This window comes from Pseudomonas khavaziana, assembly GCF_036704165.1.
Lineage (GTDB): Bacteria > Pseudomonadota > Gammaproteobacteria > Pseudomonadales > Pseudomonadaceae > Aquipseudomonas > Aquipseudomonas khavaziana.
The window spans coordinates 3015363-3031267 of record NZ_CP129946.1 but is presented as its reverse complement, the minus strand read 5'-3'; the positions used below and the strand labels follow the sequence as shown (position 1 = coordinate 3031267).

The 15905-nt window shown below is 60.9% G+C and carries 13 protein-coding genes; 7 read left to right on the top strand and 6 right to left on the bottom strand.

Translation table 11 applies throughout. The features are described 5' to 3' along the window. Positions 1 to 281: 281 nt before the first annotated feature. On the top strand, positions 282 to 482 hold the full coding sequence (locus QYQ93_RS13355; protein ID WP_043051061.1) for a ParD-like family protein: 201 nt from the start codon (positions 282 to 284) through the stop codon (positions 480 to 482). Beyond that, positions 482 to 1237: a type I methionyl aminopeptidase gene (map, locus tag QYQ93_RS13350; protein ID WP_338477165.1), complete on the top strand. Its 756-nt coding sequence runs from the start codon at positions 482 to 484 to the stop codon at positions 1235 to 1237. Before QYQ93_RS13355 ends, map begins: the two co-directional genes overlap by 1 nt. A 253-nt stretch (positions 1238 to 1490) precedes the next feature. Here the strand turns inward: map and sfnG are convergent, their stop codons facing one another. From sfnG to QYQ93_RS13325, 5 genes are all read right to left on the bottom strand, one after another. Then, complete coding sequence (sfnG, locus tag QYQ93_RS13345) at positions 1491 to 2576, bottom strand: dimethylsulfone monooxygenase SfnG (RefSeq protein ID WP_043051059.1); 1086 nt, start codon at positions 2574 to 2576, stop codon at positions 1491 to 1493. A gap of 191 nt (positions 2577 to 2767) precedes the next feature. Next, complete coding sequence (locus QYQ93_RS13340; protein WP_043051058.1) at positions 2768 to 3553, bottom strand: sulfite exporter TauE/SafE family protein; 786 nt, start codon at positions 3551 to 3553, stop codon at positions 2768 to 2770. Between the two features lie 91 nt (positions 3554 to 3644). Beyond that, positions 3645 to 4415, bottom strand: coding sequence for a class I SAM-dependent methyltransferase (locus tag QYQ93_RS13335; RefSeq protein ID WP_043051057.1), 771 nt, complete (start codon positions 4413 to 4415; stop codon positions 3645 to 3647). A gap of 58 nt (positions 4416 to 4473) precedes the next feature. After that, a complete protein-coding gene (locus QYQ93_RS13330; RefSeq protein ID WP_338477163.1) occupies positions 4474 to 5778 on the bottom strand; it encodes an ATP-binding protein in 1305 nt (434 codons plus the stop codon). Positions 5779 to 5781: 3 nt separating this feature from the next. Beyond that, positions 5782 to 6483 carry a response regulator transcription factor gene (locus tag QYQ93_RS13325; RefSeq protein WP_043051055.1) on the bottom strand — a complete coding sequence of 234 codons (702 nt, stop codon included), beginning with the start codon at positions 6481 to 6483 and terminating at the stop codon, positions 5782 to 5784. A gap of 304 nt (positions 6484 to 6787) precedes the next feature. On the opposite strand from QYQ93_RS13325, the gene QYQ93_RS13320 reads away from it, so the two are divergent. The 5 genes from QYQ93_RS13320 to QYQ93_RS13300 all read left to right on the top strand — a co-directional run bounded on the left by QYQ93_RS13320 (position 6788) and on the right by QYQ93_RS13300 (position 13400). After that, positions 6788 to 7930 carry an efflux RND transporter periplasmic adaptor subunit gene (locus QYQ93_RS13320; protein ID WP_338477162.1) on the top strand — a complete coding sequence of 381 codons (1143 nt, stop codon included), beginning with the start codon at positions 6788 to 6790 and terminating at the stop codon, positions 7928 to 7930. 6 nt (positions 7931 to 7936) lie between these two features. Then, the gene (locus QYQ93_RS13315; RefSeq protein ID WP_338477161.1) at positions 7937 to 11035 is read left to right on the top strand and encodes an efflux RND transporter permease subunit; all 3099 of its coding nucleotides are present in this window, start codon (positions 7937 to 7939) and stop codon (positions 11033 to 11035) included. Positions 11036 to 11190: 155 nt separating this feature from the next. After that, complete coding sequence (locus tag QYQ93_RS13310; RefSeq protein ID WP_043050725.1) at positions 11191 to 11832, top strand: DUF1345 domain-containing protein; 642 nt, start codon at positions 11191 to 11193, stop codon at positions 11830 to 11832. A gap of 74 nt (positions 11833 to 11906) precedes the next feature. Beyond that, on the top strand, positions 11907 to 12746 hold the full coding sequence (locus QYQ93_RS13305) for an AraC family transcriptional regulator (RefSeq protein WP_043050724.1): 840 nt from the start codon (positions 11907 to 11909) through the stop codon (positions 12744 to 12746). Between the two features lie 54 nt (positions 12747 to 12800). Next, entirely contained in the window at positions 12801 to 13400 is a 600-nt protein-coding gene (locus tag QYQ93_RS13300; RefSeq protein ID WP_043050723.1) for a LysE family translocator, read from the top strand. A 50-nt stretch (positions 13401 to 13450) separates the two neighbouring features. Here QYQ93_RS13300 and QYQ93_RS13295 read toward each other — a convergent pair whose 3' ends face one another. Next, positions 13451 to 15715 (bottom strand): autotransporter outer membrane beta-barrel domain-containing protein, encoded by a 2265-nt coding sequence (locus QYQ93_RS13295; RefSeq protein ID WP_043050722.1) that lies wholly within the window; start codon positions 15713 to 15715, stop codon positions 13451 to 13453. Between the last annotated feature and the right edge of the window lie 190 nt (positions 15716 to 15905).

The following is a 15905-nucleotide window of genomic DNA, read 5'->3' as shown; positions in this document are numbered from 1 at the left end:
CGCCTGTACTCACCAAGCCTACTCGGCAAATCCCGGCATTGTTGTAACTTTTCCTCATAAGCAAGCTGTCGCGTTATATGCAGCGGACTGCAATGGTTAAATAATCGTCGAACCACTGGGATTAAACGTTTAACCCTGCACCTGGGATTAAACAGCAACCTGGGCCGAAGCTCATTTTGGCAACATGTCGCAACTATCAACCGCCTGATTTGCACCGTAGGGTTTACGCGGAACATACGAAACGTATACGCTTTGTATATTCGTCCTACATAGTGAACCTCATGGGCATCGTCAAGATCACCGACCAACTGCACGAACAGCTCCGCCTGGCCAGCGCCGCCATGGACCGTTCCATCAACGCCCAGGCCGAGTTCTGGATCAAGATCGGCCTGCTCGCCGAACTCAACCCGCACCTGCCCTACAACGAGCTGATCAACAAGCTGTTACTGGACAAGCCCGACCTGATCCGGGGGCGCAACTGATGATCAAGACCGCCGCGCAATTGGCCGTGATGCGTGAATCCGGGCGCCTGTTGGCCCAGGTGTTCGACATGCTCGACGGCTTTGTCGTCGCCGGCCGCTCCACTTTGGAGCTGGACAGCGCCGTCGAAGCCTTCATCCGCCACGAACTCAAGGCCCGCCCGGCCAGCCTGGGCCAGTATGACTACCCCTTCTGCATCAACACCTCGATCAACGAAGTGGTGTGCCACGGCATGCCCAGCGCCAAGCAGTTCCTCAAGGACGGCGACATCATCAACATCGACATCACCCTGGAAAAAGGCGGTTTTATTGCCGACTCCAGCAAGATGTACATGATCGGCAGCGTCGCCCCCAAGGCCAGGCGCCTGGTGGACATGACCTTCGAGGCAATGTGGGCCGGCATCCGCCAGGTCAAGCCTGGCGCTCGCCTGGGTGATATCGGTCATGCGATCCAAAGCCACGCCCAGGCCAACGGCTACAGCGTGGTACGCGAATACTGCGGCCATGGCATCGGTCGGCAGATGCATGAAGAACCGCAAATCCTGCACTTCGGCCGTCCCGGCACTGGCCTGGAGTTGCGCGAGGGCATGGTGTTCACCATCGAACCGATGCTTAACCAAGGCAGCGCCAAGGTGCGCAGCCTGAAGGACGGCTGGACGGTGGTGACCAAGGACAACAGCCTGTCGGCGCAATGGGAGCATACGGTGGCGGTAACATCAGATGGGTTTGAAGTGCTGACCTTGCAAACCAACGCTTGAGTCCACCACACCTGCGTGGACACTGGCTTGCCGCCATAGGCAAAGGTCTCTACACAACTTTGAGTATGCCGCTGGACCCTGTGGGAGGGGGCTTGCTCCCGATGAGGGAGTGCCAGTAAATACATCTGGGGCTGACTCACCGCATCGGGGGCAAGCCCCTCCCACAGGTCCAGTGGCGTACCCAAGTTGTACCGATACCCATGCTGCGATAGGCATGGGTATGACAACTCCAGCGCCACGTCGACGAGTGACCTCAGGCCACCCGCTGGACCCCAGCCTCGGCTTCCAATTCGCGCACCAGCGGCAATACACGTTTGCCGAAGTACTCCACCTCTTCCTGAAAGTGCAGGAAGCCTGCGAGTACCAGGTCTACACCCACGGCCTTGAGCGCGACGATACGCTCGGCGATCTGTTGTGGTGTGCCGATCAGGTTGGTCTTGAAGCCGTCGTTGTACTGCACCAGGTCCTCGAAGCTGGACTTGGCCCAGTTGCCCTCACCTTCCGGTGATGCCCTGCCCGCTTGTTTGGCGGCATCCCCAAAGGCGTTGACGGCCTCCGGGTCGGCCTTGTCGATGATTTCTGCCAGCACGGCCCGCGCTTCTTCTTCGGTATCGCGGGCGATCACAAAAGCGTTCACGCCGATCTTGACCGAATGGTGGTTGGCAGCGGCCTTGGCGCGAATATCATCGACCTGGGTCTTTATGCCTTCGGGGGTGTTGCCGTTGGTGAAATACCAGTCCGAAACCCGTGCCGCCATGTCCCGCGCCGCCCGTGAGCTGCCGCCCTGGAAAATCTCCGGTTGGCCCAACGGCTTGGGCTTGAGGGTGTAGTTGTTGAAACGGTAGAAGTCGCCCTTGAAGGTGAAATCGTCCTGGGTCCAGATGCCTTTCAGGGCGCGGATGAATTCCTCGGAACGACGGTAGCGTTCATCGTGCTCCAGCCAGGGTTCGCCGATGGCCTGGAACTCGCCTTTGAACCAGCCACTGACGATATTCACTGCGACACGACCGTTGGTGAGTTGATCGATGGTCGCCAATTGCTTGGCCGCCAGCGCCGGTTGCCAGGGACCCGGCAGGATCGCCGCGATCACTTTGAGCGTGGTAGTCGCCGCCAGCAGCGCATGACTGAACGCTACGGATTCATGCTGGTTTTCGGCGCCGTAACCGGCGGTGAAACGAATCTGCGTCAGGCCATACTCGAAGCCGGCGGCTTCGGCCAGTTGCGCCAGTTTGCGGTTGTAGTCGATGCCCCAATGGGTACGTTGCTCAATTTTGCTCACCACCAGCCCACCGCTGACGTTGGGCACCCAATAGGCAAATTTCACGGCTTGCTGGCTCATCGAACACTACCTCACACAAAGGGATGTAAGGGTGCCGGAGCAGCAAGCGTGCCAGACTCAGGCAAAAGCCCGCGCCTCGGGTGTTGCAGTAGAAATGCCGACTTGGATCATCCGGCGGGTAATGTCGAGGATCACAGTGATTTGTCGATAGGCTGTTGCTGGAGCAACACTTACTGGGGCAAATGTGCAGCTTAGAACGCCAGCTTGTAACCCACGGCCATCAACATCACCGCCAGGCACGGGCGCAGCACACCGTCAGGAATGCGGCCGGTCATATGACTGCCAAAGTAGATCCCCGGCAACGACCCCATCAGCAAAAAGCCCAGCAGGTGCCAATCCATATTGCCCATGCTCGCATGCCCCAGGCCCGCCACCAGGGTCAGGGGCACGGCGTGGGCGATCTCCGTGCCGACCAGCCGCCGCGTGGCCAGAAACGGATACAGGATAAACAGCGCCACTGTGCCCAGGGCACCGGCGCCGATGGAGGTCAAGGCCACCATGGTGCCAAGGATCGCACCGGTGACCACGGTCAGTGCGTTCAGGTTGCGCGGGCGCATATGGTAGTCGTCGCCGGCATGGCGCTGGGCAAAGGCCAACAGGCTTTTCTTGAACAGTATCGCCAGGGCCGTGAGGAGCAAGACCACGCCGAGTGCCTGTTTGATCACGGCGTTCATTGCACTGGGGTCGGTGTGCAGGCTGGCCAGGAACCATAAGGTCAACAACACTGCCGGTACGCTGCCCAGGGTCAGCCAGCCGGTGATGGTCCAGTCGATGTTCTTGTTCTTGCCGTGCACCAGCACGCCACCGGACTTGGTGATGGCGGCATATAACAAGTCGGTGCCAACCGCAGTGGCAGGGTTGATACCGAACCACAACAGGATCGGCGTCATCAGCGAGCCCCCGCCGACACCGGTCATGCCCACGATAAACCCCACGATCAGGCCGGCCACCACGAAACCAAAATTACCTGCATCCATTACAGCTACCTGCGGCCTTATAAATTTCTGGCCGCAGGATAGCGATTTTTCTTATAACCACTTATACCAATGTGATCTGACTTTATGCCTTTTAGCTCAGTCGTTCACATCGATAAGCCTGGGTCTGATACGGAAAAGCCACAGTATCGCGGCCTTGCAGGGCCGGATGGGTGTCGATCAAGGTGCGCAGTTGCCCGGTGACCGTGGCTTTTTCCGCGGGTGGCAGCGCGGCGATGAAACTCACAGAGAGAAAACGATCCATGATCACTTCCTGCGGGCTGCCCACATGGTGATAGGCAAAACAGGTCATCTGCGGGGCGGAAAAATACTCACCGGTAAAGGCATCGCGCCAACGCCCGCTATGGAAGCGCGGAGTGTCGCCCTCGTAGGGGGTGATGATTTCAGTGATCGCCGCCACCCAGTCCACCGACTCATCGCGCACATTCCACACCAGCCCCAGTCGCCCGCCGGGCTTGAGTACACGGTGAATTTCCGCCAGTGCTGCGCGAGTGGAGAACCAGTGGAATGCCTGGGCACACACCAGTGCATCGGCGCTGGCGGACGCCAGGGGGATGGACTCGGCAGTGCCATCGAGCAGGCGTACATCCGGCAACAGCTTGGCTAGCTGCGCGCCCATCTCTGCCACTGGCTCAACCGCAATCAGCGTCGGCGCCAGGCTGCTGAGCAAACGGGTGAATTTTCCGGTGCCGGCGCCCAGGTCGACCACCGTCGACTGCGCGCTGATCTGCAGCGCCTCGGCCAGCCAACCGGTCAGCTGACGGGGATAGTCCGGCCGGCCTTGGGCGTAGGTGACAGCCTGGGTCGAGAAACCCTGTTGAGCAGACGTGTGGACACCAGTCATTGCCATTCTCTCCTCGGGTAAAGCGGGGCCACAGTGTGCGCCCTTCCCCGAGGTTTTTCTAATCGGCTCGAGTAGGCAACCACACTCGGAACCGCGCACCACCCAGGGGCGACGCCAGGGCCGTCAAGGTGCCGCCCTGGGCTTCCAGGGCCCGTCGGCTGATCGCCAGGCCAAGGCCGAAGCCGCCGGTGGCGCGGTCACGACTGCGATCCAGGCGGTAGAACGGCTCGAAGATGCGCTCGCGCTGATCCGCCGGAATGCCGATGCCATCGTCATCCACCCAGATTTCACAGCCGTTGGGGCACACCTTGACGCCCACCTGGATGCGCTTGTCGCAGTAACGGGTGGCGTTGCGCAGCAAATTCTGCAACGCCCGGGCAGTAAGGCGCGGGTCGAGGCTGAAACGCTCAACCGTGCAGTCGAGCACCACATCGATGACGATCTCCGGGTTTTCCAGCTCGTCGTCGACGCTGCCCAGCACGCTGTCGATAAACTCGTCCAGCGCCACCTCTACCCGCTCGGGCAATTGCGCCGGGTTTTGCAGGCGGCTGTAGGACAACAATTCCAGCACCAGCTCATCCAGCTCACGAATATGCGCCACCAGGCTTTGCAAGCGCTCGCGGCTGGCCTCGGGCAAGTCTTCGGAGAGCGCCAGGGCCAGGCCGAAGTCCAGGCGTGTGAGCGGCGTGCGCAGTTCATGGGAGACCGCATTGAGCAAATCACGCTGCTGGTTGAGCAGGTGCTCGATATCGTCCGCCATGGTATCGAACACGGTCGCCAGGCTGCCGATACTCGAACTGGGCGGCAGTCGCGTGCGCTCCCCCAGGTGGCCCTTGCCCAGCAGTGCGGCGGTGCTTTTCAGGCGTTCCAGGTCACGCCAGTGCGGGCGCAGCCACACCAGCAGGCACGCCAGCAGCGCGGCACCGATCAGCACGTTCATCGACCAATACAGCAGGTTCATGTCCAGCGGATCCGGAGGCACGGTGAGCTTGACCGCAAACTGCTGGTTGATGGGCGAGCTGATTTCTTCCATCCAGCCCCACTCGCCCAGGCGGATCACCGGCTTGCCTTGCTCCAGCAGCTGTTCTTCCTGGGGTGTGTAGCGGGCGTCCTGGCGCAGCAGCAGCTCGACCTTCAACGGCGCGAAATCCTGGCTCAACTGGTCGGTGACCTGGGACCAGCGCTCCACCGGGGCGCGCTGGTATTGCTTGACCATCAGTTTTTGCAGGCCACGGGACTGCTCGACGTTGTAGTCCATGTAGCGGTGTTCGAACAGCTGGATCACCAGCTTGGGAATCAGGAAGATCGCCGCGCTATAAGTGACGATGGTGATCAGATAGAGGCGTAGCAGCACACGGAACATGGTTCAGCATTCCCACTCGGAACGGCTGAACAGATAGCCCTTGCCCCACACGGTCTTGATCTTGCGCGCCTCGCCCGCGTGGTCGTCGAACTTGCGGCGCAGCTTGGAGATCGCCACGTCCACCGAGCGATCGGTGCCGTTGAACTCGATACCGCGCAGGCGCTGCAGGATCTGGTCGCGGCTGAGCACTTCGCCGGCATGCCGGGCCAGCACCACCAGCAGGTTGTATTCACCGCTGGACAGCTCCACTGCCTGCTCGCGCCAGGTCACGGTGCGTTCCGACAGGTCGATGCACAGGTTGCCCATGATGATCCGGTCGTTGGCCACCTGGGGTTCGGACAGGCTGCTGCGGCGTAGCAGCGTGCGCACCCGGGCCAGCAGTACACGCGGCTCGCAGGGCTTGGTGACATAGTCGTCGGCGCCCATCTCCAGGCCCAATACCTGGTCATGGCTGTCGTCGCGGGCGGTCAGCATCAGGATCGGCAGGCCCGCCGAGTCGGCGCGCAACAGGCGGCAGACCTGCAGGCCGTCGAGCCCCGGCAACATCAGGTCGAGGATCACCAGGTCCGGCGGGTTCAGGCGCGCACGTTCGCGCACATGGTCGCCACGGCTGAGCACGCAGACGTGGTAGCCGTTGCGTTCCAGATAGCTGGCAATCAGCTCGGAGAGTGCGGCGTCGTCTTCGACCAGGAGGATGTTGGGCATGGAGGTGTTTCCAGAAAATACAGTGGTAAGTCGTACACAAAACCTATGTGGGAGGGGGCTTGCTCCCGATAGCGGTGGATCAGTCAACCCTTGTGCAACTGACCCACCGCCATCGGGAGCAAGTCGAATCGTCGCACCGCCCCTCCCACATTTGATCTTCATTGTAAGCAAGGTTGTGCAAGGATATACGCCGCCGACGCCACGCGCGCCGTACCTTACACTTCTTCACACACGACCTACACAGCTTCACAGCACCACGGCGCAGGTGTCCTTAGGATGCGCCAGTCAATATTGGGATAAGAGCATGTCGAAGAATCTATTTGCGCCGTTTTGCCTGTTGGTCCTCACGCTGGCGCTGGGCGCGTGTGGTCAGTCTGCAGACGAGGCGCCACAAATGCCCCTGGCCAAAGTGCGCATCGAAACCCTGCAGGCCAAGCCCCTGTCCATCACCAACGAACTGAGCGGGCGTATCGCCGCGCCACGGATTGCCGAAGTGCGCGCCCGGGTCGCCGGCGTGGTCATGCAGCGGGTGTTCAACGAAGGGCGCGATGTGAAACAGGGCGACGTGCTGTTCCGTATTGACCCGGCGCCGTTCAAGGCTGACCTGGACAGCGCCCAGGCCAACCTGAGCAAGGCCGAGGCCAATGCCTTCCAGGCACGCTTGCAGGAGCGGCGCTACAGCCAGTTGGTCGAAGGCAATGCCATCAGCGGCCAGGAATACGACAACGCCCGCGCCGCCTTGCGCCAGGCCAACGCCGAAATCGCCGCCAACAAGGCCGCCGTCGAGCGTGCCAAGTTGAACCTGGGCTATGCCACCGTGACTGCGCCGATTTCCGGGCGCATCGGTCGCGCCCTGGTCACCGAAGGCGCGCTGGTCGGCCAGAACGAAGCCACGCCGCTGGCGATCATCCAGCAACTGGACCCGATCCACGCCGACCTCACCCAGTCCACCCGCGAGTTGAATGACCTGCGCCGCGCCTTTCGTGCCGGCAGCTTGACGCAGGTCGGCCAAGACCAGGCCAAGGCCACCCTGATCGAGGACGACGGCAGCCTGTACCCGTTGCCGGGCAAATTGCTGTTCGCCGAGATCAGCGTCGACCCGGGCACCGGGCAGATCACACTGCGCAGCGAGTTCCCCAACCCGAACCTCGACCTGTTGCCCGGCAGCTTCGTCCGGGTGCGCCTGGAGCAGGCCGTGGACAAGCAAGGCATCAGTGTGCCGCAACGCGCCATCACCCGTGACAGTGCCGGCATCCCGATGGTGCTGCTGCTGGACGCCGAGCAGACCGTCAGCCAGCAACCGGTGGAATTGGGGGCGGTGATCGAGGATCGCTGGATCGTCACCAGCGGCCTCAAGCCCGGCGACCGCATCATCGTCGAGGGCCTGCAACACGCGCGCCCCGGTGAAAAAGTTGAAGTGGACGACAGCCCGCTCGTAAAGGAATAACCCGTCATGCCGCAGTTCTTTATTGACCGCCCGATTTTTGCCTGGGTGGTGGCCCTGTTCATCCTGCTGGCGGGCTTCCTGGCGATCCCGCAGTTGCCGGTAGCCCAGTACCCCAACGTCGCGCCACCGAAGGTGGAAATCTACGCGGTGTACCCAGGTGCCTCGGCCCAGACCCTGGATGAAAGCGTGGTCAGCCTGATCGAGCAAGAGCTCAACGGTGCCGATCACCTGCTGTATTTCGAATCCCAGAGCAGCCTGGGTTCGGCGACGATCACCGCGACCTTCCAGCCGGGCACCGACCCGGAAATGGCCCAGGTGGATGTGCAGAACCGCCTCAAGGTGGTCGAGCCGCGCCTGCCGCAAGCCGTGACCCAGCAAGGTTTGCAGGTGGAAAAAGTCTCCGCCGGCTTCCTGCTGCTGGTGACCTTGACCTCCAACGACGGCAAGCTTGATGACGTGGCGCTCAGCGATTACCTGGCGCGCAACGTGATGAACGAACTCAAGCGCCTGGACGGCGTCGGCAAGGCCCAATTGTATGGCGCCGAACGCGCGATGCGCATCTGGATCGACCCGCAGAAGCTGATCGGTTTCAATCTCACGCCGGCTGACGTCAGCGCCGCGATCAGTGCGCAGAACGCCCAGGTCTCGGCGGGCAGCATCGGCGACTTGCCGGGCACCAATACTCAGGAAATCACCGCGGCGATCCTGGTCAAGGGCCAATTGTCGACCCCGGCGGAGTTCGCCGACATCGTGCTCAAGGCCAACCCCGACGGCTCGACCGTGCGCATCGGCGATGTGGCGCGGGTCGAAGTCGGCAGCCAGGAATACCAGTTCTCCACACGCCTGAACGGCAAGCCCTCCACCGCCGTCAGCGTGCAATTGTCGCCGGGCGCCAACGCGCTGAGCACCGCAACTCTGGTGCGGGCAAAGATGGACGAACTGTCGCGCTATTTCCCGGCCAATGTGGAATACAAGATCCCCTACGACACCTCGCCGTTCGTCAAGGTTTCGATCACCAAGGTGGTCTACACCCTGCTTGAGGCCATGGCGCTGGTGTTTGCGGTGATGTTCCTGTTCCTGCAGAACGTGCGCTACACCTTGATCCCTACCCTGGTGGTGCCGATTGCGCTGATGGGCACCTTTGCCACCATGCTGCTGCTGGGTTTCTCGATCAACGTATTGACCATGTTCGGCATGGTGCTGGCCATCGGCATCCTGGTGGACGATGCCATCGTGGTGGTGGAAAACGTCGAGCGCATCATGGCCACCGAGGGCCTGTCGCCCAAGGACGCGACGAAAAAAGCCATGGGCCAGATCACTGGCGCCATCATCGGTATCACCCTGGTGCTGGTCGCGGTGTTCCTGCCGATGGCGTTCATGCCAGGTTCCGTGGGGGTGATCTACCAGCAGTTCTCGTTGTCGATGGCCACCTCGATCCTGTTCTCGGCGTTCCTGGCCCTGACCTTGACCCCGGCCCTGTGCGCCACCTTGCTTAAACCGATTGCCAAGGGCGAGCACCACGCCAAGGGCGGTTTCTTCGGCTGGTTCAACAAACGCTTTGACCAACTCACCAATCGCTATGAAGGTTGGGTGGCCTATGCCCTCAAGCGCAGCGGCCGCTACCTGCTGATCTACCTGGTATTGCTGGTGGGCATGGGGCTGCTGTTCAGCCGCCTGCCCTCCTCGTTCCTGCCAGTGGAAGACCAGGGCTACACCATCACCGATATCCAGTTGCCGCCAGGGGCCAGCAAGAACCGGACGGTGCAGGTGGCCGAGCAGATCGAGGCGCATAACGCCGGGGAGCCGGGGGTGGGCGATACCACCATGATCATGGGCTTCAGCTTCTCCGGCGCCGGGCAGAACGCGGCGCTGGCGTTCACCACGCTCAAAGACTGGTCGGAACGCGGCGGCGATGACTCGGCGGCGTCGATTGCCGACCGCGCCAATATGGCCTTCAGCGAACTCAAGGATGCGATTGCCTATGCGGTCCTGCCACCGCCGGTGGACGGCCTCGGCACCTCCAGTGGGTTCGAGTTCCGCTTGCAGGATCGCGGTGGCGTCGGCCATGCAGGATTGATGGCTGCGCGCACCGAATTGCTGGACGCGGCGGCGAAAAGCCCGATCCTGGCCAACGTGCGCGAAAGCGCCCTGGCCGAAGCGCCGCAAGTGCAGCTGGAAGTCGACCGCAAGCAGGCCAATGCCCTGGGTGTTTCGTTTGCCGACGTCGGCAATGTGCTCTCCTCGGCAATTGGTTCGGCGTATATCAATGACTTCCCCAACCAGGGCCGCATGCAGCGCGTGGTGGTGCAGGCCGAAGGCGACCAGCGCAGCCAGGTCGCCGACCTGATGAAGATCAACGTGCGCAACAACGCCGGCAAGATGGTGCCGCTGTCGGCCTTTGTCGAAGCCAAGTGGACCCAAGGCCCGACACAGTTGACCCGTTACAACGGCTACCCGGCCATCGCCATCAGCGGTGAAGCGGCACCGGGGCACAGCACCGGCGAGGCCATGGAGGAAATCCAGCGCCTGGTCAGCCAGTTGCCTGCGGGACTGGGCCAGGAATGGACCGGCTTGTCCTTGCAGGAACGCCTGTCCGGTTCCCAGGCACCGTTGCTGCTGGTGCTGTCGCTGCTGATCGTGTTCCTGTGCCTGGCCGCGCTGTATGAAAGCTGGTCGATCCCCACCTCGGTGTTGCTGGTGGTGCCCCTGGGTGTGCTGGGTGCGGTCCTGGCCGTGTCCTTGCGTGGCATGCCCAACGATGTGTTCTTCAAGGTCGGCCTGATCACCATCATCGGCCTGTCGGCGAAGAACGCGATCCTGATCATCGAGTTCGCCAAGGACCTGTATGACCAGGGCGAAGACTTGATCGAAGCCACCTTGAAGGCCGCACGGCTGCGGCTGCGGCCGATCATCATGACCTCGCTGGCGTTTATCCTCGGCGTGGTGCCGCTGGCGATTGCCACCGGGGCCAGCTCGGCGAGCCAACAGGCGATTGGTACGGGGGTGATTGGCGGGATGATCACTGCGACGTTGGCGGTGGTGTTTGTGCCGGTGTTTTTTGTGGTGGTCATGAAGCTGGTGCGCAAGCGACACAAAACAGATTAATTCAGTCAAGCACAATTAAAAATGTGGGAGGGGGCTTGCTCCCGATTACGGTGTGTCAGTCAGCCAATTTGGCACTGATACACCGCAATCAGGAGCAAGCCCCCTCCCACAGGATCAGGTACAGTCTGCTTAACTATCGTCAGCTGTGACCAACCATGCCCTTCCTCGCCCGCACTCACCCTCGCCTCTCATCCGCAGCCGTATTGGGCCTCGCCGTGGGCATCCTGGCGCCGGCTGACAGCCTCGCGAGCAAAATCCTCATCGGCTGGAACGCCGGGGTCTGGACTTACCTGGTACTGATGCTGTGGCTCACCGTTCGCGCCAAGGCCGAGGACGTCAAGCGCATCGCCGAGATCGAAGACGAGAACGCCGGCCTGGTGCTGTTCATGGTGTGCATAGCCGCCATCGCCAGCCTGGCCACCATCACCTTCGAACTGGTGGGCAGCAAAGACCTGGCCAGCTCCGAGCGCTTGTTGCACTACGGTTTTACCGGGTTGACGGTGATCGGCTCATGGCTGCTGATCGGGGTGATTTTCAGCGTGCACTACGCCAGGCTCTATTACACCTGGCAGGGCAAGGAGCCGGCACTGCGCTTTGCCGAAGGCTTGCTCACCCCCAATTACTGGGATTTCCTGTATTTCTCCTTCACCATCGGCGTGGCCGTGCAGACCTCGGATGTGGGCGTGGCTACCCGTAGCCTGCGCAAGGTGGTGCTGGGGCAGTCGTTGATCGGTTTTCTGTTCAACACGGCCATTCTGGGCTTTTCGATCAACATCGCCGCCGGTTTGTTTGGCTAGACTGCACAAATCTTCTAGACGCCCTCCCCGTTGTCGGCGCCAATTGCACACACTACATTCAGCCTCGGTGTTGTATGCCCGCGCACAATTGGATTGACCTGTCCCAGGACGCCGACACCGGCATCGAGACCCTGCGCGCGCATTTCGAGGGCCATGCCTACGACCCCCATTGGCACGACAGCTACCTGGTGGGCGTCACCGAACAAGGCGTGCAGCAATTCAACTGCCGGCGCACGCGGCATGACAGCGTGCCAGGCCAGGTGTTTCTGCTGGAGCCTGGTGAGATCCACGATGGCCATGCGCCTACTGTTGATGGCTTCACTTACCGCATGCTCTACCTCGACCCGCATTGGCTGGAACGGGAGATCTGCAGCGTATTCGAGGAAGCGCCTGCCGACCACCAACTGAGTTTTGCCAGTACCCTGGCCAACGACCCACGCCTGGCCCTGGCCACCAGCCAGGCATTTCACAGCTTGCACCACGGCGAACCGCGGATCGTACGGCAAAGTGCCCTGGACCAGTTGCTGGAACGCCTGACCGGCCAGCTCTATTGGCGCATGCGCTACCGTGACGACCCACGCTTGCCGCTGGTGGCGCACAAGGCACGGGACTACCTGCACGCCCACCTGCATCAGGATATGGGCATGGACGAGTTGGCCCTGGCGTGCGGTGTCGATCGCTTTCGCCTGAGCCGAGCCTTCAAGAGCGCCTTCGGCCTGCCACCCCACGCCTACCTGGTGCAACTGCGCCTGGCCCGCGCCCGCCATTTATTGGCCAAGGGCGAGCAGCCGGCAGCGGTGGCAATAGCCCTGGGCTTCGCCGATCAAAGCCACTTGGGCCGTTGGTTTGTGCGCGCCTACGGGCTGACCCCGGCGACCTATCGCAAGCGCTGCTCAAATCTTCCAGACAAATAGGCGACAGGCTTGTGATGATCGACGCCATCGCCTGTTCCAACGGAGTTCCCCGCCATGTTGTCCACGTTCGTACCTTTCATGCTATTTGCCTTTGTCTCCTCAATCACCCCTGGCCCGACCAATATTCTGGTACTGAGCAACAGTGCCCGTTATGGCTTCAAGGCCACGTTGCCGATTATTTTGGGAGCGTGTGTCGGCGCGGCGGGAATGGTGCTGCTGGTGGGTTCAGGGGTGGGCCATTCATTGGTGCAGATGCCCAAGGTCCAAACTGCGATGCAGTGGGTGGGTGTAGCCTGGCTGAGTTACCTGGCCTGGCAGATTTTCAACGCTGCGCCCCACGCTATCCAGGCGGATGCTACGCACAAGCCACTGGGCCCTTTTGGCGCCGCGGCCCTGCAATTGATCAACCCCAAGACCTGGATGATGGCGCTGGCGGTAGTCAGCGTATTTGCCAGCCATGATGCGCAGCGCCCGAACCAAGTGGTGTATCTGTCCCTGATATTTTTGCTGATCTCTTTATCCTGTCTGAGCACTTGGGCTTTATTGGGTGCCGGATCGAGTCGAATATTACGTTCCCCCAAGGCAATGCAACGTTTCAACCGTGGCATGGCCCTGCTCTTGCTGGGGTCAGCCTGGCTGGGTGTGCTGATTTGAAGACGAAAAAGGGGAAGCCGAAGCTTCCCCTGTTCAGGTGGATGGATGCATTAAAAGTCGTAACGCACACCGAAGTTGACACCCCACGGCTGGTCGACAGTCTTGCCACGCGTATGCTCGACATCAGCATGCAGCTTGACATTCCTGGACACCGACATTGCAACGCCGCCGGCCATTTCGATGCGAGAGCCGAACACATCATTGTTGAACGTCTCGCCGTTTACCGTGACTTTGTTGTTGTGGTTGAACTCATGGGCCAGTGCCGTACGCAAGTAAGGTTGCAATACACCGCCGCTGTCCAACTGGATACTCTTGCCCACCGTGACGCCGGCCTTGCCCACTACCGAGGCCGAACGGTCGCCTTTGGCATGCAGGCCGTTGTCCAGGTCATAACTCTGGGCCTGGGTGATCGTCGCGCTGAGTTGCCCGTAGGGTTCGACGAAGAAGTCGTCGTCCAGGGTGATATGCCGCCCGACCTCCACCGAAGCGCCCACGGCGTTCTGGGTGTAGTTGCCCTTGGCGCGCTTGCCGTCGCTCATGCTCACATTGACTTCGTTATGCAAGCGGTTGAGCTTGACCACACCGTCGAAATACAAGCCGCTCTCGTCATCGAGCCAGGTGGCGTAACCACCGACGTAGTAGCTGTCGACCTGGCCGCTGCCAGAACGATCAAGGTCGATGTCAGATGTACTGTGGCCGGCCATCACACCGGCCACCCATTGCCCATCGCCACCGTACAGCGGTGTATCGATACCGAGGGTGAAACCACGTTGGTTTTGCGTGTAGCCACCGCCGTCCTGGTTGCCACTGACCTCGTACTTATTGCCGTAGCCACGCATCCAGAAGCCTTCGTTGTTGCCTTGGCTGAAGCGCAGCTCACCCATGCGGGTACGCAACAAGGTCATCTCGCCGTACAACACCGTCGGTGAGGTGTTGAACAACGCCATCACGGCCTTGGTGCTGTTACTGGTGCCGCGACGGTTGGGGTCCAGGTACCAGTCGGTGTCTTCCTGCTTGAGCCCGTAGCTGTAGGCACCGACGTCAACCGTTTCGCCGACCAGTGCGAACTTGGCATCACCGCCCTCGGTGTGCACCACACGGATAGGCTCGGCCGTCACCAGCTCCGACCCCGTGGCCTCCAGCAGCAGGCTATGGTTGCCTTCGGCAACACCATTGACATTGAGCAAGTCGGTCTGGCCGCTGGCAAAGTCGGTGTGCATCACAAAGGTGCCATCGCCCGACAGGCTGTCGACATCCAATTGGTAGAACTCATCGGCCCCACCAAAATGCACACTGCCGCCGGCCATTTTCAGGTCGCCGACTTCGCTGTCACCCACCAGCACCCAATGGGAGGCGTTGTTCACGCTCAACTCGGCGACGTTTTTCAACTGGCCGGTCAGCCAGGAACCGTTGTTGAGCTGCAGCTTGGCGGTGCTGCCTTCTTCGACTACCACGTCACCGAACAACTCACTGCTGTCGACGTTCATGTTGGCGAAGGAGCCGCCGGTGACTTCGAGGATATTGCCGTTGCCCCCTCTTAGGATCGAACCGTTGCGCACATCGATACTTGCATTGGCCGGCGTACCCGCCTTGGAGCTTTCGACCAGAATGGCTGCGCCTGTTTTCCCTTCTACGTAGGAGCCATCAAGTATCAATGCAGCTGGCACCTCAGGGCTGCGGTCCATATCCATGCGCACGCCATTGAGCGCACCGGTAATCGAGCTATCGATTGCGATGGCTTGGCCGAACAGGTAAAGGCCCACGCCATTTTCGCCCGTGCCTGCAACGTCGGATTGATAGAGTGCCAACGCGCTGTTGCCACCCACACTGACGCCACGCGTGGTGCCTGTGATGCTGCTGTTGAACACTGCGGCAATCGCCCCCTCGTCACTGCCTATCGGACGAGAAACGACCAAGCCGGTGCCATTGCTGTGGGTGAGTGTGCTGTTTTTCAACGACAGTGCCCCACCACTCATTAACAGTGCTGCCGGCTGTGTAGCTCGCGCAGTGATCTGGGCGCCATTGATATCCACGTTCGAATTGAATGCCGTGATGTCTTGGGTTTTGCTGCCCGGATTAATGGTCAAGGTCGCAGACTGTGCACGGATTTGTTTGGTTGTGGCACCTTCCACGGTGAGGCCTGAGCCGGCCCTCAGTTCGAAACTGTCAGGTGCTGGGCCAGGCCGAACCGTTTCATTCGGGCCGGTAACCACTCGGGCCTCGGCCACACTCGACATAAGCACCACTAAAGAAACCGCGTTGGCCTTCAAGGCAAGGCTTAACGGGTTGAGTTTAAAATTGAATATTGACGACATCAGACCACCCTCTGGGTTTGGCATTCCCGATTGAAGAAACTGGCCGGTACCTAAAAGCGTGGAACCATGCCAATCAAAGCGGGGCTAAAATTACCCAGAGCTGTTCCCTATTTATGTAGGATTAATCTCAAGACGTCAGTTTCAATGTCGACACGGAGGGTGTGAATGCATGTGAATCCAAGGAGCAGCG